This is a genomic window from Salmonella sp. 2020_1395 (assembly GCF_043848115.1).
In the GTDB taxonomy this organism is placed as follows: domain Bacteria; phylum Pseudomonadota; class Gammaproteobacteria; order Enterobacterales; family Enterobacteriaceae; genus Salmonella; species Salmonella enterica.
The window spans coordinates 256,433-277,149 of record NZ_JBCMFH010000008.1; the positions used below are offsets into that span (position 1 = coordinate 256,433).

The following is a 20,717-nucleotide window of genomic DNA, read 5'->3' on the forward strand; positions in this document are numbered from 1 at the left end:
TTATGCTGATGCTTCGGCAGGTGCCCCCCTTTTTGTTTTTTACCGGTAAAGGCGGTGTGGGTAAAACATCGCTGGCCTGTGCTACCGCGATTCATCTGACCGCCTCTGGCAAACGTGTACTGTTGGTCAGCACCGATCCGGCTTCCAATGTCGCGCAGGTGTTTGAACAGACCATCGGCCATCAGATAACCTCGGTTGCAGCGGTTAACAGACTGTCCGCGCTGGAAGTCGATCCATCTGCTGCCGCAGCGGCATACCGTGAACGCATTGTCGGGCCGGTACGGGGGATCCTGCCAGACGATATCATGGCGGGTATTGAGGAACAGCTCTCCGGTGCCTGTACCACCGAGATTGCCGCCTTTGACGAATTCACCGCGCTGCTGACTAATCAGCAACTGCGCGATGAGTACGATCATATTGTGTTCGACACCGCGCCAACCGGGCATACGCTACGAATGCTGCAACTGCCCGGCGCGTGGAGCGGTTATCTCGACAACAGCCAGCACGGTGCGTCCTGTCTCGGCCCTCTGGTCGGGCTGGAAAAACAGCGCAGCCAGTATCGCGCCGCCGTAGACGCACTGGCGAATGCGGAACTGACGCGGATGGTGCTGGTCGCCAGAGCACAAACCGCAACGCTGAAAGAAGTATCGCGTACCTATGACGAACTGGCCGCCATCGGTCTGACGCAGCAGTATCTGGTCATTAACGGCCTGTTGCCTGAGCAGGAAACCGTACGCGATAAGCTGGCGCAGGCACTGTATCAGCGTGAACAACAGGCGCTGCAACATTTACCTGATAACCTGCGCGCATTGCCCTGCGATCGCCTGCCGTTAAAACCGTTCAATATGGTAGGGCTGGCGGCATTACGGGGTCTGTTGGACGACAGTTCAACTGGCTCCCCGGCGGAAGTCGGACATATCTCCCCCGTAGATCTTCCTTCATTGTCATCACTGATCGACGGATTCGCGTCGCAGGGACATGGCCTGATCATGCTGATGGGCAAAGGCGGCGTGGGGAAAACTACGCTGGCAGCGGCGATTGCCGTTGAACTGGCTCGTCGCGGCTATCCTGTTCACCTGTCCACATCCGATCCGGCGGCGCACCTGACTGACACGCTGGACGGCTCATTCGACGGTCTGAGCGTCAGCCGTATCGACCCGCAGGCTGAAACCGAGCGTTACCGGCAGCAGGTGATGGCTGAGCAGGGTAAAAACCTCGACGAACAGGGGCGTGCCGTTCTTGAAGAAGATCTGCGTTCTCCCTGTACGGAAGAAATTGCCGTGTTTCAGGCTTTTTCACGCATCATTCAGGAGGCAGGTAAGCAGTTTGTCGTTATGGATACAGCGCCAACCGGCCATACATTGCTACTGCTTGACGCCACCGGCGCTTACCACCGTGAGATTGCCCGACTGGCCGGTGAGCACGGTCAGCCTGTACTGACGCCCATGATGCGTCTACAGGACAGCGAACAGACAAAAGTTCTCATCGCCACGCTGGCGGAAACCACACCGGTACTGGAAGCCGCTCATTTGCAGGACGATCTGCGCCGTGCAGGGATTGAACCGTGGGGCTGGGTAATCAACAACAGCCTGATCAATACGCCGACTACATCGCCGCTGCTGCGCCAGCGTGCTGAACGTGAACGGTCGCAGATTGATGCCGTTTGTACCCACCATGCCCGCCGCTGCGCGCTGGTGCCGTTACAGGCCGAAGAGCCTGTTGGTGTCGAACGTTTGCTACAACTGAGCACAACGGGAAAATAAACCCAAAGGAGTCTGCTATGTCCGCACAAACCCAGGCCGCTCCGGCCATGAACCTGTTTGAACGTTACCTGAGCGTCTGGGTTGCGCTCTGCATCGCCATCGGCATTTTGCTCGGACAGGTGGTACCAGGCGTCTTTCGCGTTATCGGCGGTCTGGAGATCGCCCGCGTTAATTTGCCGGTCGGTTTACTTATCTGGGTAATGATTATTCCTATGCTGCTGCGCATTGATTTCGGGGCGCTGGGTCAGGTCAAAGCGCACTGGCGCGGGATCGGCGTGACATTGTTTATCAACTGGCTGGTTAAGCCGTTCTCAATGGCCTTGCTTGGCTGGTTGTTTATCCGTTACCTGTTTGCGCCGTGGCTGCCAACCGATCAGCTTGACAGCTACATTGCCGGGCTTATTCTGCTGGCCGCCGCACCCTGTACGGCAATGGTGTTTGTCTGGAGCCGACTCACCAACGGCGACCCTTATTTCACGCTGTCGCAGGTGGCGCTGAACGATGCCATCATGATTTTCGCCTTTGCGCCGATTGTTGGGCTGCTGCTCGGCTTGTCCTCAATCATCGTGCCGTGGGCCACCCTGTTAACCTCCGTGGTACTGTACATCGTTGTGCCGGTTATTCTGGCCCAGCTCTGGCGTAAGGCCCTGCTACGCAAGGGGCATTCGATAATGCGCTGACGAAAATCGGCCCGTGGTCAATGGCGGCATTACTGGCAACGCTGGTGTTACTGTTTGCGTTTCAGGGCGAAGCCATTCTGCAACAGCCGCTGGTCATTGCCCTGCTGGCGGTGCCGATTCTGATTCAGGTGCTGTTTAACTCGGCACTGGCCTATGGGTTGAATCGACTGGTGGGCGAAAAGCACAATATTGCCTGTCCATCCAGCCTGATCGGCGCATCGAACTTCTTTGAACTGGCTGTCGCAGCGGCAATCAGCCTGTTTGGTTTTCATTCCGGTGCGGCGCTGGCGACCGTGGTTGGGGTGCTCATTGAGGTGCCGGTGATGCTGCTGGTTGTGCGGGTGGTGAATCGTTCGAAAGGGTGGTATGAGAGAGCTTAGCGGAGATATTATCCCTCTCTAATTATCCGTTCGCGGCAAACATTCAGACAGTTTCTCAAGGGGCAGGGCCGGGTAATGCTGTGTTTCAGGCGGCGTGAACTCACCATCCAGATTTTGCGCAGGGTTCGACCTGATTAACTGTTTTTTCACCGCATAGGGGCCAAAAGCCAGCTTCTTCTCTTTCTCGTCAATGCGGTACTTCATGTACCAGAGTTTCGAGCCGTTGGGTTTGATCAGCAGGTAGGGTCCTGAACTGTCGGTAATCTTGAAGGATTTCTCGGTGGGTTTGATCTTGCGGATAGCGGTATCGGTTAATGCCATCGGCGGGGGCTTCATTTTCTCAAAGAACCGTGAGGCCCCCGATTAAGTCCCCAAAAACTATGGGTGTCAAAAAACCCGGCAAACCTTATCAGGTCAACCGGGTAAAGATAACTTCTTGTTTTTTAAACGTCTCCGGACTCACCAGGATGTCCCGAAACTAAAATCTGGCTCCTCTGACTGGACTCGAACCAGTGACATACGGATTAACAGTCCGCCGTTCTACCGACTGAACTACAGAGGAATCGTGTGGGGTCGTATATTAGCGGCGGAAAAATTTTTGTCAAACCCCATTTAACCTCTTACAGATTCGATTGCGGGTTATCTCATCACTTTGTTGCATTTGCAGACATTTTTTCTGCAAAAAGCTTTGCAGCCTTACGATTTCTCGCTCATTATTGAAATGTGGTTTCAACTCTCTTCTTTAAGGTCCATTTTGAACGTCTCCACTGCCTTACGCCAGGCTGTCGTCCGTACGCCCTGGTATGCCAAACGCAAGAGCTACAAAGTGTTGTTCTGGCGTGAAATCACCCCACTTGCTATCCCCATTTTTCTGGAAAATACCTGTGTTTTGCTAATGGGCGTGCTCAGTACTTTTCTCGTCAGTTGGCTGGGCAAGGAAGCAATGGCGGGCGTGGGGCTTGCCGACAGTTTTAATATGGTAATTATGGCTTTTTTTGCGGCTATCGATCTTGGTACTACGGTGGTGGTTGCCTTTAGCCTGGGCAAGCGCGACAGGCGACGCGCAAGGGCGGCGGCGCGCCAGTCGCTGGTGATTATGACGCTATTTGCCGTTGTGCTGGCAGTGGTCATTCATTATTTCGGCAGTGAAATTATTAATATTGTCGCAGGCGAGGCGACGCCAGAAGTAAAGGGGCTGGCGTTAACGTACCTTGAACTGACGGTGCTGAGTTATCCGGCTGCGGCAATTGCGCTAATCGGTAGCGGCGCGCTGCGTGGGGCAGGGAATACGAAAATCCCGTTGATGATTAACGGCGGGATGAACATTCTCAATATTATCATCAGCAGCATCCTGATTTACGGAGCTTTCTCCTGGCAAGGGCTGGGTTTTGCCGGCGCGGGGCTGGGATTAACCATTTCGCGCTACATCGGCGCGGTAGCGATTATTTGGGTGCTGATGATTGGTTTTAATCCGGCGCTGCGCATTCCGCTGAAAAGCTATCTGAAGCCGCTGAATTTCGGCATTATCTGGGAAGTGATGGGTATCGGTATTCCGGCGAGCATTGAATCAGTGCTGTTCAACGGTGGCAAGCTACTGACGCAAATGTTTGTCGCAGGAATGGGCACTAACGTTATTGCGGGCAACTTTATTGCCTTTTCCGTGGCGGCGCTTATCAACCTGCCGGGTAACGCCCTTGGTTCGGCGTCGACTATTATCACCGGTAAGCGTCTTGGTACCGGGCAAATTGGTCAGGCAGAGCGTCAATTGCGCCATGTATTCTGGATGTCGACTATCGTACTTACGGCAATCGCCTGGGGGACAGCGCCGTTCGCGGGTCTGTTTGCCTCATTTTATACCCAGGAGCAGGACGTAAAAGAGGTAGTTAAAGTTCTGCTCTGGCTTAATGCTGCCTTTATGCCAATTTGGGCGGCCGCGTGGGTGCTGCCGTCGGGTTTTAAAGGCGCGCGCGATGTGCGATTTGCGATGTGGGTATCGATGCTGGGGATGTGGGGCTGTCGCGTTGTGGCAGGGTATACGCTTGGTATTGTGCTGGGTATGGGGGTTGTAGGGGTTTGGCTGGGGATGTTTCTTGACTGGGCCGTGCGCGGCGCGCTGTTTTACTGGCGTCTGGTAAGCGGGCGCTGGCTGTGGAGATACCCGCGCGTAAAGAGGGAGTAAGCGCTTTTTGCTGTGAAAATCATCAGGAAACGGTGAATTTTAACCGAAGTGTGGAATAAAGCAGCAAACGAACTTTTTTTGTGAAAACAGGCTTTGACAAGCCAGGGGCACCTCGTTAATATTCGCCCCGTTCACACGATTCCTCTGTAGTTCAGTCGGTAGAACGGCGGACTGTTAATCCGTATGTCACTGGTTCGAGTCCAGTCAGAGGAGCCAAATTTTAGTTTCGGGATATCCCAGCGAGTCCGGAGACGTTTAAAAAAACAATAACTTATCTTTACCCGGTTGACCTGAGAAGGTTTGCCGGGTTTTTTGATATCCATAGTTTTTGGGGCTTAATCGGAGGCTTCACGGTTCGTTGGAAAAATAGAGCCCCCACGTATGGCATTAACCGATACCGCTATCCGCAAGATCAAACCCGTATCAGTATGCTGACATATAGATGTGTTCGGTTCAAACGGAGCGATCACACAAGCTTGCCAGGTGATGCCCCTGGTGGGAATCGCGACTGTCTCTTTCATCTGATTTCAGATATTTCCCGTGATCTTGATCCGTTCTTTCCCAAAAGATTGATTTCTTTCATTCGAAACAAGGCTGTACAATAAGTAAACCAAAATAGCAACTATAGAGTTTCTAATGGATACAGTAGAAGAACTAAATGGAACATACTTCTATGCAGGAAAATTCAATCTGACTGCTGCCGAACTTCTGTTTATGATTTTTTGTGAGAATACCGCAAGCCAGTTTGGGATTGGTGTTGCAGATTTCGGGGCCGTTGTTGCTCTGGTATCAGGTCGTAATAATCTCTGGACAAGGGCGAAACCCGCTGGAGCGACTAAAGGCACATCATACGCGTCCAGGGCTGCACGTGCAGTGTTTAAAAAGTCAAAATTTCCCTTTGGAATATCCCTTCCGACATGGTTAGGCGGTTACACCCCATGGACAGCCAGACGTGTTATGGTTCGTAACATTGCGCCGTTTGTTGGACGTTCCATTCCTTTGATCGGGGAAATTATCCTTGCCGCAGATGTGTCACAAATAACATATCGCACTATACGCGACTACAATACCATTGCTCGGGGCAATGATAAGTTATGGTAGACAATATTGAACAGCAAGTTTACGAGCTTGTACGGCCTTATGCTGGCACATATCTGTTCAACATTAAGCAAGTGGAACTAACACCAGAGATTGACCTTGATACTGATCTGAGCATTGATGAACTTGAAGCCGAAGATCTCATGAATAAATTCTTCGAGGAACTCAATGTCGAGCGAGGTAACTTCAGAATAGAAACCTATTTTCCTAATCACCCTTTTTCATGGCATCCGTTCAAGAAAACGGAGCCTGTACCCGTCCCAGATTTCACTATCAGCATGCTGATCGAGTCAGCAAAAGCCGGGAAATGGTTATATGACTAATTGTAATGAACTTAACAAATGGCTGTACCAGTACCCTTCTTTTTGAGCGATGATGGTGGCGCTAAGATAGCTCTCTTTTCTTTTTAAAGGGTTCATGTTTACTGCCGCCACCCTTACGCTAACCCCTTTAGTTTCCTCCTTTGCTGTCATACTATCGAATGACGTGCCTCACCTGTGAACGCTAAGGAGAATAATATGGAAAATAAAGGCACAAACCTGACGCCCGAGCAGGCGCTGGAGCGCCTGGAGGAGCTGTACGAGCAGTCGGTTAACGCGCTCCGTGAAGCCATCGCTGACTATGTTGATAACGGTACGCTGCCCGATCCCCACGCCAGGCTTAACGGACTGTTTGTTTATCCTTCGCTGTCTGTAAGCTGGGATGGCGCGACACCGAACCCGCCTAAAACACGCGCTTTTGGACGCTTTACTCATCCCGGCTGTTATACCACTACCGTTACGCGGCCTGCGCTATTTCGCGCTTATCTTCTGGAACAGCTTAACCTCGTTTACCATGATTATGGCGCGCATATTGCGGTGGAGGCCTCGCACCATGAGATCCCGTATCCTTACGTGATCGATGGCTCGGCTCTGACGCTGGATCGTTCTATGAGCGCTGGGCTAACGCGCCATTTTCCTACCACAGAACTGGCGCAGATTGGCGATGAGACAGCAGACGGTCTGTTCCACCCCGGCGAATTCTATCCGTTATCGCACTTCGACGCGCGTCGTGTTGACTTCTCGTTGGCCCGGTTACGGCACTATACCGGTACGCCGGTTGAACATTTTCAGCCCTTCGTTTTGTTTACCAACTACACCCGCTATGTCGATGAGTTTGTGCGCTGGGGATGCAGCCAAATTCTTGATCCTGACAGTCCCTATGTCGCGCTTTCCTGTGCTGGCGGAATTTGGATCACGGCAGAAACGGAAGCGCCGGAAGAGGCTATTTCCGATCTGGCCTGGAAGAAACATCAGATGCCCGCCTGGCACCTGGTAACGGCAGATGGGCAGGGGATTACGCTGGTAAATATCGGTGTTGGCCCTTCAAATGCTAAAACGATTTGCGACCATTTGGCCGTGTTGCGGCCTGACGTCTGGCTTATGATTGGGCACTGTGGAGGGTTACGAGAAAGTCAGGCGATTGGCGATTATGTGCTGGCCCATGCCTACTTACGCGATGATCATGTGCTGGATGCCGTTCTGCCGCCTGATATTCCTATTCCAAGCATTGCGGAAGTACAGCGTGCGCTGTACGACGCTACCAAAGCGGTTAGCGGAATGCCCGGCGAAGAGGTGAAACAGCGACTGCGCACGGGAACCGTCGTCACCACGGATGACCGTAACTGGGAGCTTCGTTATTCCGCATCGGCGCTGCGATTCAACCTTAGCCGCGCGGTTGCGATTGATATGGAGAGCGCGACGATTGCAGCCCAGGGCTATCGCTTTCGTGTGCCTTACGGCACGCTGCTTTGTGTTTCTGACAAACCTTTACACGGTGAAATTAAACTGCCCGGGCAGGCAAACCGGTTTTATGAGGGGGCTATTTCAGAACATTTGCAAATTGGTATTCGTGCTATTGATTTGCTACGCGCAGAAGGTGATCGTTTGCACTCACGTAAATTACGCACGTTTAATGAGCCACCGTTTCGCTAACGAAATGAGCTGTCGCCTGCTGTTGGACAGGAGTGGAAGAGGCGTATTTATGTGATATGAAAAGCGGCTGAATGAAGCCTTAGCGGGAGGCGATTTTGCATCCCGCTAAGGCCTTATTGTGCCGCGAGCTTCATCACCATCACCATCGCCGGAGATCTGTCGCCGATAATCGCGTCTACGTCAGGAAACGCGCCGGAAGGCGAAAATATTGCGTCGCACTTCACGCTCCTTGAGCGCCTGACCCACAAGCCCGGATTAACAAGCAGATACCGACCGTGAGAAGCGGTCAGCTTAAAGGGGGGTCTGAAGGCTTGATACTGAGGATTTTCGCGTTGGACAGGGATATAGAGTGGTCACGCCATTATCGAACTCATAGCGCCACGAGTGGCGCGGAAAGCCTTCATCATCATAGTGGCGCACGTCGGTAAAGCGCACCAGCCGGTGCTCGCCGTTCCATTCAAATCGGTGCTCCCGGCACTGCGCCTTGCCCCAGCGGTCAGCGATGGGATTGCCGAACTCGTCGTACTCATAGTGGTGGTCTGCCCTGTAGCAGCAGGCGGTCGCCTTTGACTTTCGCCTGATGCTCGCCACCTTCGGGCGGCATGTTCATGCCCAGCAGGTTGTCGTCGTCGTCAAAGCTGAACTCCTCGTGCAGGGCGTTCCAGCGCGGGTCTTCCGGCAGGCGGTGTTGGGTCAACATTAATATCTTGCGGTAATCTCTGTGGGTTTGGATTCGAATTTACGTTAGTGCGTGTGACCGGTAAATCCCGCGACGATCTGCAGGCAGCGATGGCGCTGGTGCGCGGCGGCAATTTGGGCCAGCCGTTCCAGTTCAAAAACTTCCGCGATTGATTTTTCCCGCCCGCCGCCTTCCCGCATGTGAGAAAGGTGGCCGGGCGGGTAAATCGATTAAGGCGTGGCTTTTTTAATCTCTGCGGCCTTGTTATACAACGCCTGAATCAGCGCCTGCTGCTCCGCTCCCGGTATGATACCCAATCTGTGAAAAATATTCCCAATCTGATAAAGCTGCTGATTACCGGTGTCGTCCTGGCGGGTAATCGACGCCTGCGTGGTTAATTTTTTCAGCGTAAAGGTAATATGTTCCTGACACTCGGGCGTGTTTTCAGAACAAATCTGGCGTAACAGCATCAGGTTTTTATTATCGACCCTATCTGCGTTAATCATCAATTCCCTTGCCTGACTCCACTGTTTTGCATTCATGTAGTGGTCGATCATCGCCTCCTCTTCGAGAGAGGGAACGTGCTGGTGTAACACCCGTTTGGCATTCACCGTGTCGTTGCCATAGCCGTAAAGCTCCGCAAGTCTTTGAAAGGAACGCGACATATCTTCATCAGGCCAGGCTTTTGCCTGGCTGAGGTAAATCGCCTCGGCGCTGACGGCTAATTTTTGCGCTGCCTCAGGATGACCAATTTCTTCGAGTACTTCACCCATTTCATTTGTTGCATCTTCCCATTCGGCGAACGTCAGGGTTTGCGCCTCGGCGGAGAGGGTTGCGATATGCTTTTCCGCCACAGCATTCTGCTTATGCTGAAAGAGATTCTTCAGCGCTTTGATTTTGTACTCGTAGCAATACCTGTCGTCGTAGCAGGTATATTCCGGCGCGCTCATCAGCAAATCGATACGCTTATTCATCAGCGCAACATCATCAAGCTTGCTTAATAAATCAATCAGCTCCATTTCAATGCGCGGTGAAGGGGCAAAATTGAATATTTTATCGACCTGCGTCACATAGGTTGAAAGCGTCTCTTGATAATTCTGTGTCAGCTCGTTTTTCTTATAAAAAGAGAGCAATCCCGATAATGAATACTGGAAATAGCTTCCTTTATTGCCGGTTGCTTTGCGCAATCTCGCAGACAACGCCATCGCCTTCTCTTTATTACCCGTGGCGTAATAGATCTCCATCAGGTCGAGATACTCCTGATAACGGTAGGCTTCAGCACTCGGTTGTTGAGCAATAGCCGTATCAAACATTTTCAGCGCGCTATCTGCGTAAACCAACGCCTTTGCGGTGTCGCCCTTGGCATGGTACTGCTTCGCAATAATAAGCAGCATTTTTAGCTGAGTATAAGGAACAACAATTTTATCAGCGTAATTTTCATTATAAATAGCGGCGGTTTTATCAGGCTCTGAGCGCCAGGATTCTAAAACCGTGGCTAAATAAAAATTCCTCGCGTCGGCATTTTTGCTAAGAAGGGCTAAGGCTTTTTCAGGCTGTTTGCGATTAACCCAGCCATCAACGTAGCTCTCGTAGGCGGTAATGCTCGACGGTTTATCGAGACCAATTTTGGACAGGAAAACCATCGCGGCATCCGGGCTATTATTTTCAGCGATCCACGAGGCCTCATGGTTTAGCGAAAACTTCGCATCATTCGATTGTGTGTCCAGCTTTTTCAGTAATGCATCCGCACGGCTCATCGGGCCGTACATAAACAGTTCCCTGTGTAATTCAAACCAAGCTGCCTGCGATTTAAAAGTGGTGTTTTCATTTAAAGGGACGGCATTTTGCAGTTTCTGTTCGACAACTGACCAGACATCAGGCGATTGCTGACTTTGTGCAACGCTCTGATAAGAGTAAAAAACCGTGGCGGCTGTGAGTAATGTGGCGAATTTAAATTTCATAGCAACGTGTATCCTTTCAGTTCCGTTTGAATAGCCTCTTTACAGCAAAGTCATATTTACTTAGTTTGAGGCGTTAATTCCTTTAAGGCTGCCAGTGCAGGTTTGACGCCGCCTTTTACCGCCGCTGTAAGATGAAGTTTGGCTTTGTTGAGGTCTTTCTCAACGCCATCACCATTCCTGTACATGAGTCCAAGGTTATAGTGCGCCTGAGCATTTCCCTGGTCAGCGGATTTTTTAATCCACTTATAGGCTTCCGGCAGGTTTTTCGGCATTCCTTCGCCGATAAGATTTAAATATCCCACTTCTAACTGCGCATAACTTTCGCCAAGCTCTGCCGCTTTGAATAAATAGGAGAGATATTTTTTGCTGTCTTGCGCTACGCCATCACCGTCGTTGTACGCATAGGCCAAAAAGAGAAGCGCGCCGGGATGATTTTGCTCTGCGGACTGAGTTAACCATTTCATCGCCGCATCGTAGTTTGTGCATTCAAACTCATACTTACCTAAATGATATTGCGCAGTGCTGTCACCCTGCTTTGCCTTATTGGTGACGTCAGTCGGCGCATATAGCTCTGAAAGCTCTTTATCGTTGTGGTAACAACGGATGTATTTTATGCCGTCTTCATCATAGGCTTCTTCTGTACCTTCCTTGTCGCCATCGACATAGGGCAGCGCACTTAAGACCTTACCCGTACGATCGTTAAACTCTCTTTTCAGGCCGTTTCTTTCATCATTAGCAAACATAACCTCTTCAACAAGTTTACCGGTACGTTCGCTCCAGCGGCGATCGGCTCCCTGCTTTTTATCGTCTTTATATTCGGTGGTATAGGTGAGTTTGCCCTGTTCATTCCAGTGCTTAGCGTCCCCATTTAGCATACCGTTTTTATAGGGATAGACTGATTCGCGGTGACCATTTTCGTACCACTTTTCGGAATCCCCGTCTAACACATCATGTTTATACATTTTGGATGAGGCAGGCTTTCCGTTGCTGAACCATTCTTTGACCGCACCATGTTTACGGCCTTCACTATCAAAAGAGGATTCTTCTTTGGGATGCCCATTCCCATACCAGCTCTGAGCAGAAAGCTGTTTGCCATTTTTATAGGTCGCTTTAGAAAGGAGTTTGCCTTCTTCACTGTATTGTTCGAACGTTCCGTCGTTTTCACCTTGGTTATTTCTGTGGTAAACACCACGAATTTTACCGGTAGAATAATATTCCGTACTGGTGCCGACAATGGTGCCTTTACTGTATGAATATTTCTCCTTTATTTTCCCATCAGGGAAATATTCAAATGCCGGGCCTTCCAGTTTCTGATTTAAATAGCTGTGTTTTTGTTTTAAAACGCCGTTATCATAAAAATGTGGGCATTCGCCATCTTTAATTTTACCTTGGGCAAAGTAACGTTTACTTTCAACGGCTCCGTTTTCATGGTATACGATGTATTCCCCTTCGGGTTGACCATCTTTAAACGTCAGCGTTTCCGCTATTTTGTCTTTTTCATCAAAGTAAGTTTCAGCTTTTCCGTCACGCTTATTTTGCGCATTATAATGATAAATACTTTTGAGATTGCTGCTTTCATAGAAAGATTTAAATACAGAAACACGTTGTCGGTTAGCGAAGTTTTCTTCGTTGGTATAGCCTTCAAAGGCTATCTGTTTACTCTGCATCACTTCCCCTGTTTCTTCTGAGGATTCCAGATACCAGCCGGTGACTTTCCATAATTTTTTCTCTTTGTCATAGGGGAGAGGCATATGGACTACTGTTGTTGCCTGACGTTTAACCGTCGGTTGCAGTTCATCATCCAGCCACAAGTCAGACGATCTTTTCATGTATTCGACACCGCACAGCGCTTCGGTACATAGCTCGATTCCAGTCAGCATGGGCGTGCCGCCAGCATCGCACTGATCGACCGTCAGGTAAAAATAACGGTCATCGAGAATAGCCGGTCTTAAACTGCGTATTTTATTAATATATTCCTCTGTCGTCAGTCCCATTGATTCTGCGCGCGCAGAAAGGGTATTAGTATTACAGGGTGTTTTATCTTTAAAATAATAACGGTCGGCGAGTAAAAGTTTCAGGTCACTGCTAATGGCGGTTTTATTAAAATCGATATTTCCAATTTGGGCGATGAAATTAACGGGTTTGGATTCTGTACTGGGGGATTGTTTTGCACATATATTCGCGCAATATAATGAAACTATAATTGTTATGAATATTTTCTTCAAGATGTTCTCCTTGTATGAATAATAACTCCCTGAAACTTATTTCATGCTATAGAAACAAAGAGTTAATGTAAAGGATGCGAGGAGCATATTCTGGCAGGAGAGTTTGCTTCAGTTACCAGTAAGAATAATTTAAGTATTACGAGCGCGTTGTTTTTAATTTGATAATAACGCGCTGATGATTATTAACGATTATATACCCAATAAACCTCAAGATGCGGGAGTGAGCACCTGAAAGTGATCTTTAATTCGGGATGCCAGTGAGTCCGCTATATCCGGCAGCGTCTGGTTAAAAAAGACAGATATTGCGTCCCTGAACTCTCGCGTACTGCTGAAGTAGCGATTATTCCGGGCATGTTCGTTCATTAATTTCCACATTCGTTCTATCGGATTCAGGTTTGGACTGTAAGGGGGAAGGTAATGCAGCCTGATATTTACCACCTCCGCCCAGTCTTTCACTAACTGTGAACTGTGGTAACCAGCTCCATCCGCTGCTCGCTCTTAGCCAACTGTCAAATTTGCCCATACACCTGCGCCACATACCGCCCACGCCCGTCTCCATGCCCCAGATCCATCGCCACAATTGCCAGCGCTTCTTTCCTGTTGAACCCCTGCGCCAGATAGTGACTAATGGCATCCTGCGCCCACGCATAACGCAGGGAATGCGGAGAATATGCGCCGGTCAGACCAATACGCGCCGCCTGGTTGTGCCAGTAGTCCATCGCGCTTTTCAGATCCGGTTTGTCGATCAGTCGGCCATGACGGCTTTCTGCAATAGCCAGCGCATTATCCAGCGCTTTTCTGACAGCTATAGTATCCAGAATCACCGTTTCGCGGGCCGTCCGCCTTTGGTGCCGAACACCACGGTTAAGCGCGTATCGCTGCGTTCAATGGCCTGTTTCCACGTTTTCAGCGATTGCACGCTCTGCACCGCTTCCTGTGAACGTAAGCCCATCAGCCTCGCCAGTTCCAGCGCCGCCGCCAGTCCCGGATCTTTCATGCGGGCCGTCTCCAGCACATGATGATAATGTTCCGGCGTGATCGCCTGTCGCGTCCCGCTGCGCGATGCACCAGACAAACCCAGCGATTTATTAGTCAGCCGCTCATGCTCTGCCACCTGTTTACGCCCGGCCTGTTGCAGAACAGCGCGCAGCGAGGCCATTTCATTTTGCAGCGTGCGTTTGCCGATCCCCTGCGCCAACCTTTCATGAATATAGCTTTCAATGTGGCGCACCTTAATCTGCGCAACCCGCTGGATATGGACGTTCAAAGCCCGTAAGTGGTGATCGAAACGCTGCACGATATGAATGCGATCGTTCACCGTTTTATGGCTACCACCACAGTGCTTTGCCAGTGCCTTCATTTCACCACCTAACTTGCCCATACACTTCTCCTGTGATTTTGAGAACACAAACAGTCTCCGGCGTATGCTCTTTGGCTGCGCCAGAACGATACCTTTACGCCGGAGTGGCAGTTTGTTGAGGTATAGGGAGTTTCAGACTGTACGCGGTACAGGCTGCCTGCGTGAGCAGGAATTCTCCGGGGCATCATGCCCCCCCTCGGTATCGATCTTTTTCTCTTCTTTCTTGCTGACAGCGGCCCCAAAAAGGCGTGTCAGATTCGGGAATGAACGCCGGAACCCCGAAAACAGGGGCATGGCGCGGTGTAGTGGTTGTGCGTCACTTTGTCGCTTTGCGCGACGAAAGCGACGCACTGGTCGAGTGCAGTACGCGAAAGATCGCAGACTCTGGTGTTGTTTTACGGTCACGCGGCAGCAAAGCCGGACGTCTTTGCAGGCCGCAGCCCGTAAAGTAAAAGGCGTTGATGTGGTAACGGGTGCCGGGTGGAATCGCTTCCGTCACGGTGCAGTATTGACCAGAGATCTGGCGCAGGTACCATCGAGATACTTTTTCAGTTCTTTGGTACCGAACGTGTCGATAGCCCGCTGAGCTGCGCCGAGATTAGACGCCAGCTTGTCACCGCCAATGTCTTTATCGGCTTTAACTGCCGCAGCCCAGTCTTCTGTTTGCTTCTGCCATGACTCCGCTTGCTGTTGTTGCACTCCCGCCAGCACTTTCGGATAAACGTCCACCAGCTTCTGCGCCTGCTCTTGCGTCAGGTTCAGTTCACGCGCCACTGGTTCGAACTGCGCCAGCGCGCTGGTATCGAGTTCCTGACCTTCAGGGGCGGTGAACGCGTATTTCTCCGGCGCGCCGGGCGGCGTTTCTTCTTTCGGTGGAGTGGGCTTATTGGGAGCGGCGGGTGGGTCGTGTGGTTTTTCAGAAGCGGGACCATCTGACGGTGGATCGGCGGGTGGATTTTCTGACGGTTTTCCTGTACCCGGATCGGTCTGCGTGCCGCCAGCGGTATCGGTTAATGCCATAGGAGGGGGCTCTATTTACTCAACGAACCGTGAGGCCCCGATTAAGCCCCAAAAACTATGGATGTCAAAAAAACCGGCAAACCTTATCAGATCAACCGGGTAAAGATAACTTCTTGTTTTTTAAATGTCTCCGGACTCGCCAGGATGTCCCGAAACTAAAATCTGGCTCCTCTGACTGGACTCGAACCAGTGACATACGGATTAACAGTCCGCCGTTCTACCGACTGAACTACAGAGGAATCGTGTGAACGGGGCGCATAGTAACGATGTGCGATCGGCTTGTCAAAGGGGGAAATAAGATTGCGCGTTTGTTTGCTGACAAAAACAACAAAACGTTGAAGTTTTGATCTAATCCCTGCTTTGCCCCGGCATGGCGCAACTTTGTCTGTAATTGCACAAGTCAAATGCTGTGACCTTACCGCAATGGCTATGTACCAGCGTCTGATGAAACGTGAAAAACTGGCAGGCACTTGGCAAATAATTCTGAGACATAACGCCGTAGAGATTAAGGGCAGGGGGTAGAATGAACTTTAGACGTGAAATATTTTGTGAAAATGGTTGATACAGGCAGTCTGACGCCGGTAGCGGAAATGGCAGATAAATTTCTGGTGAAGGCGAAAAGATTTCCGTCAATATCATAGGCAGAATTATGGCGCATCAGCTTTTGGCGACGACACGGGACGAGCGGGTTTTATCGCGCTTTTCCTGAAGGATTTTTTCATCAGCCTGTTTTTTGCGTTCGGGTCAATCCCCTGAGCCAGCAGCCTTTTGGCCTCGTCACGGCGTTGTCTGGCATCAGCAAGCGATATAGCAAGGTAAACCCCAATAGAAAACACCTTCTGTTTGCCATCGAAGCGATAGCCTGACTGCCAGTATTTTGAATCGATAGAGGCCAAACCCGTCAGCGAGCTTGACGGCCTTTTCCGCTGGTCTGGCATTTTTTACTTTGGTATCAGTCAGTGACATGACGGTTCCCTCCGCGTGCTGGTAAAACGCAAATCGAACCAGCTTTACCAGCAAAAGGGTATGGCTGCGAGTGGTTTTTAGTGAACGAGAGTGAACCTGAAGAAAGGGATAATCGATTGATATAAATGCAGAAAGCAGACGTCAGTAAACGTCTGCTTTCTGTATTTGGCTCCTCTGACTGGATACGATTTATTCTCTATCCAACTGAATTTTATTGCTTTTATTTTAAAAATTAAAAGTGAGGCCCTCAATAAGGCCCCAAATGTTATTGCTGCTTTGAAATGTGATATTTGTCGTACTTTAGATTGCTATTCTGACTGTCGAGCTATATGGAAGTCGGTTTTGTGCCAAAAATGAATGTTACTAACATGGTAGGATGTTGGGATGGGAAACAGGTCAATTAGGCTATAAGTCATCTTTGATGGTGACAGCAAGATTTTTACTAAGGTTGAAGCGTGGCAATCTTTGATATTGAGAAAGATGAATTACTCCGACTGTCCGATGCTCAACTGGAAGAGCTGATCGCTCGCCTCGCTGAGGCTGAAATTGCCGCTCTTGGCCATAGCCCTGCATGGGTAAGTTGGTCCGGTTCAATCAATGCTCCTGATGGGGGAATTGATATTCACGTTCGGGTTCCTGCTGATAAACTGAGTACTGGGTTTCTCGAAAGGCCTGACACTATCCTCCAAGCCAAGAAGCATTCGATGCCAAGGGCGTCTATAAAGAAGGAAATGCTCACTGGGAGAAGGTTATCATCAACACTCGCTGAGCAGGCAAAAAAAGGTGGAAGTTATATCATCGTTAGCCTTGGTGATGATTGCTCTCCTGTTATGCAAAAGGATCGTCTCAAAGCAATGCAGGATGCAGTGGAGAATGATCCAAATAGTGGCAATATCCATCTGAATTTCTATGACCGCTCAAAATTAGCTCAGTGGCTGCGTCAGCATCCGTCAATCATGCTGTGGGTAAAGGATAAACTCGGCCAGGGATACTCCGGTTGGCAACCATATGGAGCATGGAGTAATCCGCCACAAGGTGCCGTGGATACCTTTATTTCCGCGCCAGGCGTAACGGTTACATTGCCGTCAGGAAAAGGTACGAAGCTTAACCTTGAAGATGCTATTAATCCTATGCGAGACCTTATTCGCTCAACAGCAAAGGCTGTTCGCATTACGGGGTTGTCCGGCGTAGGAAAGACCAGGATCGTGCAAGCGCTTTTCGACGAAACGATTGGAACCGGTGCTCTCGATCGGACTGTCGTAATCTATGTCGATACGGGGGCTGAACCGACGCCTTCGGCAACAGCAATGCTGGACAGACTTATTGCTGAAGGTCGATACGCCATCATGATCCTTGATAATTGTCCATCTGAATTGCATTCTTTGTTGGCTAGCAAGGTATCAACTTCAGGCAACAAGGTTAGCCTTGTCACGATTGAGTACGATATCAGAGACGATAAACCTCAAACAACTGAGGTAATCCACATAGAAGCTATCGGTCCGGGAGTTGCTGAACAGCTGCTGCTTCGACGTTTCCCCTGCATCGGTCAGAATAATGCCCATCGGATTGCAGAGTTTGCTGATGGAAATGCAAGGGTATCCCTGGCTATCGCTGAGAGAGTAGAAGAAGGCGAGAGTTTGGCCCAGCTTTCTGATGCTCAGTTGTTTAATCGATTGTTTGAGCAGCGCAATCATTCAGATGAGAATTTGCGGGAACAGGCTGAAATATTGTCCCTCGTATATTCATTCTCGGTCTCGGCTCCTGATATGGGATACAGCGAACTGGAAGTCCTGGGGTCGCTCTCGGGGCATACGCAAAACCAATTATTTAGAGCAGTTAAGAACCTGCTGGATCGCCACATCGTACAGAAAAGATCTCATTGGAGGGCTATTCTGCCCCATGCTATCGCGAACAAGCTGGCTTCATCAGCACTTGATAGTATTCCGGTCGAGCAACTCAGAGCCACCTTTGAAGCCTCCGGCCATCAACGTTTGTTAATGTCATTTGCGCATCGGCTGGGGCTTTTGCACAATCATCCTGTGGCGAAAGAGATCGTTAAAGCCTGGCTTCAGCCAAATGGGCTATTGGGACAAATAACAGAACTGGACGATATGCTAGCACGAATGCTGAACTATATCGGACCGGTTGCACCCGAAGCCCTACTCAACAGACTTGAGGAAGAACTTACTGCGCCCGATTTTAAATATATGGAACCGAGTTACGATCCACGGCGGAGAACTGTTCTCAATCTTTTACAATTATTGGCATATGAACCAAATGCTTTTGACCGGTGTGTAAGGCTCCAGGCCCGTATGGCAGACTACGAAGATGAGGGTACGGATAACAACCTCGATACAGCTCGCAATAAAATCGCAAAGTTTTTCCAGGCATACCTTTCAGGCACACATGCCTCTCTAGGCCAGCGCATTGCATTCATGAACGAATGTCTTTCATCAGTAGTAGCTGGACGCAGGTCTCTGGGCTTCAAAATACTCTCGACTGCTTTAGATGGCCCGCCGTGGACAGGGTTTGGGATAAATGAATTCGGTGCTCGTCCGCGCGATTTTGGATTTCAACCTACTCACAATGAACTTGTGGAATGGCGTAGTGCCTTTATCGACGTTGCTGTGCAATTAGGGACCTCTGGTAATCCAGAGCTTGAAGCCCCTGCGCGACTGCTGCTGGCAGACAAATTTCCAGGAATTTGGTATCAGGAAGCGATGAGGGACAAACTCATCGATGCAGCTCACCAGTTAAACGCCTACAGCCCTTGGGGTGAAGGCTGGAAAGCCGTCCGTTCAATCATCTATTTCGACTACACCAGACAAAAAGATGAGGATGATTTAGATCCGCTGCCGGATAACCTCGCTGCATTGGAGAGGGAATTGAAGCCTGACGACTTGATTGCAAAAATCATGACATATGTGTTGAGCAACGGGGCCGATCTTTGGGAGCTGGATGTCGATTTTTGCCATGATGACACCACTGCCTATAGTGAATCGGTGAAGCGGCTTGAATCCAAAGCGTTCCTGTTAGGTGAGGATTTGGCCGCTTCAGGCCATGAACTAAGGGAATTGGGCCCCAATCTGTTCTCCTACGGTGGGATGCCCTATCGTGTAGCATTCGGTCGAGGGTTAGCTAAAGGGGCGTGTAATCTGAGGGTTGGCTGGCAGCAACTTGTTGAACAAGTGGAAGTACAATCAGAAATTAACAAGGACTTTGCAGTTTTTGCTGGTTTCATCGAAGAAGTTGACTCTATTGATCCAGTATTAGCACAAGAGTTACTTGATCAGTGTTCACAGCATCCTGAGCTTCGGCAGGTATTAGTCGGCTTGCATCCCCGGCAGAAATTTACAGACAGCGATTTGGATCGTTGCATGGCACTTCTGGATGCCCCGGATATTCGGCCATTTATGTATGGACCAATCTTGTGGAAAGAGCAATATGCTCATTTGCCGAAAGGTCGTGTTCTTGACCTTGCTCAGCGGCTTCTGAAGAAGCCAAACGGCGATGATGTCATTTTGGAAGCTCTGAGCCTGAGGCTACATAATAAAGATAAAGCTGTGGATACACTTGGTTGCGACCTTAGACAGACTGGTCTTAAGGCCGCAACCCTGAGATTCTACAGGAATGACTCTGACCGAGGTGGTTCTACGGATTATAAGATGGAACGCGTCGTTGATGCTGCGTTACGCTTCGGTGGCAACGAGGTTGAAAAGCAGCTGTGGCTGGATACGATTTTTTCTGTTGTTGATAAGCACTATGGTTATATTAATACGTTTGAAAATACCATTGGGACAACAGCTGCATTGGTGCCTGAAGCATTTCTCAATCGCATTTTTGAGGGCTCTGAAGAACAACAACAACGAAGATTATTTTTCATTCGTCATGGCGGTTTACGCCGATTACCACTTAGTAAAATCAATGCGGACGTATTGATTGAATGGTGCAGAAACAAAAGTGATCCCGGTGCATGGTCCACTATCGCATCAGGTATAGGTCTTTGGCCAAAAAATATGAATCAGCAGGACGGCATTAATTTATGGGACGCTGCTCTCAGGTTCCTTGAGAATTCACCTGAGCCAAAAGCTGTCCTTGAGTCTTTCTCTGAACAAGTCAGACCTTCATCATGGTCTGGTAGTCTAGCGAATGTGATGCAATCTAGAGCGGATGTCATTGGCAAATTAGTCGAACACGAACGCACAGATATTTCTGGGGCGGCCAGAGCAGTATATGCAGAATTGACTAAATTGATTGAGCGTGAAAAGGTGCGTGAACAGCGGGAAGATGAGGAACGTGAACAACGGTTTGAATGATGGCAAGTGGTAGTGACCAAGTCCCGGCAGACAGCCCCTGTCCTCACTGCAGGTATAATAGTTATGCGCGTGTATAATCTGGAATGAAATAGCTTAGATATTCTTTTACACTGATGG

At 49.8% G+C, this 20,717-nt stretch carries 12 protein-coding genes, 3 tRNA genes and 5 pseudogenes; 9 read left to right on the forward strand and 11 right to left on the reverse strand.

From position 1 onward, the window contains the following. Positions 1-2: 2 nt before the first annotated feature. Both arsA and arsB read left to right on the forward strand, forming a co-directional pair. The gene (arsA, locus tag ACH0WD_RS15415; RefSeq protein ID WP_000928878.1) at positions 3-1,763 is read left to right on the forward strand and encodes an arsenical pump-driving ATPase; all 1,761 of its coding nucleotides are present in this window, start codon (positions 3-5) and stop codon (positions 1,761-1,763) included. 17 nt (positions 1,764-1,780) lie between these two features. After that, a pseudogene (gene arsB, locus ACH0WD_RS15420) lies at positions 1,781-2,823 on the forward strand (ACR3 family arsenite efflux transporter). A gap of 18 nt (positions 2,824-2,841) precedes the next feature. On the opposite strand, the gene ACH0WD_RS15425 reads toward arsB, so the two are convergent. Then, positions 2,842-3,144 (reverse strand): Arm DNA-binding domain-containing protein, encoded by a 303-nt coding sequence (locus tag ACH0WD_RS15425; protein WP_001219034.1) that lies wholly within the window; start codon positions 3,142-3,144, stop codon positions 2,842-2,844. 165 nt (positions 3,145-3,309) lie between these two features. Continuing rightward, positions 3,310-3,385: transfer RNA gene (locus ACH0WD_RS15430), tRNA-Asn, on the reverse strand. A 159-nt stretch (positions 3,386-3,544) separates the two neighbouring features. Between ACH0WD_RS15430 and ACH0WD_RS15435 the strand changes: the two genes are divergently transcribed. The 4 genes from ACH0WD_RS15435 (at position 3,545) to ACH0WD_RS15450 (ending at position 6,423) form a co-directional block, all read left to right on the forward strand. Further along, complete coding sequence (locus tag ACH0WD_RS15435; protein ID WP_001538409.1) at positions 3,545-5,002, forward strand: EmmdR/YeeO family multidrug/toxin efflux MATE transporter; 1,458 nt, start codon at positions 3,545-3,547, stop codon at positions 5,000-5,002. Positions 5,003-5,142: 140 nt separating this feature from the next. Further along, positions 5,143-5,218 (forward strand) — tRNA-Asn (locus ACH0WD_RS15440). A 420-nt stretch (positions 5,219-5,638) separates the two neighbouring features. Next, a complete protein-coding gene (locus ACH0WD_RS15445) occupies positions 5,639-6,103 on the forward strand; it encodes an STM2901 family protein (RefSeq protein ID WP_000381833.1) in 465 nt (154 codons plus the stop codon). Further along, entirely contained in the window at positions 6,097-6,423 is a 327-nt protein-coding gene (locus ACH0WD_RS15450) for a DUF1493 family protein (RefSeq protein ID WP_000228158.1), read from the forward strand. Before ACH0WD_RS15445 ends, ACH0WD_RS15450 begins: the two co-directional genes overlap by 7 nt. On the opposite strand, the gene ACH0WD_RS15455 is transcribed toward ACH0WD_RS15450, so the two are convergent. Continuing rightward, positions 6,412-6,573, reverse strand: a complete 162-nt coding sequence (locus tag ACH0WD_RS15455) for a hypothetical protein (RefSeq protein ID WP_031602446.1) — start codon at positions 6,571-6,573, stop codon at positions 6,412-6,414. The two genes, ACH0WD_RS15450 and ACH0WD_RS15455, sit on opposite strands and share 12 nt — an antisense overlap. A gap of 45 nt (positions 6,574-6,618) precedes the next feature. Between ACH0WD_RS15455 and ACH0WD_RS15460 the strand changes: the two genes are divergently transcribed. Then, positions 6,619-8,073 (forward strand): AMP nucleosidase, encoded by a 1,455-nt coding sequence (locus ACH0WD_RS15460; protein ID WP_000428200.1) that lies wholly within the window; start codon positions 6,619-6,621, stop codon positions 8,071-8,073. A 526-nt stretch (positions 8,074-8,599) separates the two neighbouring features. Here the strand turns inward: ACH0WD_RS15460 and ACH0WD_RS15465 are convergent. Further along, positions 8,600-8,773, reverse strand: a complete 174-nt coding sequence (locus ACH0WD_RS15465; protein WP_000957535.1) for a hypothetical protein — start codon at positions 8,771-8,773, stop codon at positions 8,600-8,602. A 47-nt stretch (positions 8,774-8,820) separates the two neighbouring features. Between ACH0WD_RS15465 and ACH0WD_RS15470 the strand changes: the two are divergent. Next, positions 8,821-8,925, forward strand: a pseudogene (locus tag ACH0WD_RS15470) (DUF520 family protein); the annotation flags it as partial. Between the two features lie 57 nt (positions 8,926-8,982). On the opposite strand, the gene ACH0WD_RS15475 reads toward ACH0WD_RS15470, so the two are convergent. From ACH0WD_RS15475 to ACH0WD_RS15505, 7 genes and pseudogenes are all read right to left on the reverse strand, one after another. Next, positions 8,983-10,713, reverse strand: coding sequence for a hypothetical protein (locus tag ACH0WD_RS15475; protein WP_000669115.1), 1,731 nt, complete (start codon positions 10,711-10,713; stop codon positions 8,983-8,985). Between the two features lie 56 nt (positions 10,714-10,769). Then, complete coding sequence (locus ACH0WD_RS15480; protein WP_077905768.1) at positions 10,770-12,464, reverse strand: SEL1-like repeat protein; 1,695 nt, start codon at positions 12,462-12,464, stop codon at positions 10,770-10,772. Positions 12,465-13,145: 681 nt separating this feature from the next. Continuing rightward, positions 13,146-13,424, reverse strand: a pseudogene (locus ACH0WD_RS15485) (transposase); the annotation flags it as partial. Between the two features lie 23 nt (positions 13,425-13,447). After that, positions 13,448-14,319: pseudogene (locus ACH0WD_RS15490) on the reverse strand (integrase domain-containing protein). A gap of 474 nt (positions 14,320-14,793) precedes the next feature. Next, positions 14,794-15,318, reverse strand: coding sequence for a peptidase (locus tag ACH0WD_RS15495; protein WP_001219022.1), 525 nt, complete (start codon positions 15,316-15,318; stop codon positions 14,794-14,796). Positions 15,319-15,481: 163 nt separating this feature from the next. After that, positions 15,482-15,557 (reverse strand) — tRNA-Asn (locus tag ACH0WD_RS15500). Between the two features lie 421 nt (positions 15,558-15,978). Beyond that, positions 15,979-16,284: pseudogene (locus ACH0WD_RS15505) on the reverse strand (Arm DNA-binding domain-containing protein); the annotation flags it as partial. Between the two features lie 455 nt (positions 16,285-16,739). Here ACH0WD_RS15505 and ACH0WD_RS15510 point away from each other — a divergent pair. Further along, positions 16,740-20,600 (forward strand): hypothetical protein, encoded by a 3,861-nt coding sequence (locus ACH0WD_RS15510; protein WP_000963921.1) that lies wholly within the window; start codon positions 16,740-16,742, stop codon positions 20,598-20,600. The last annotated feature ends 117 nt before the right edge of the window (positions 20,601-20,717 follow it).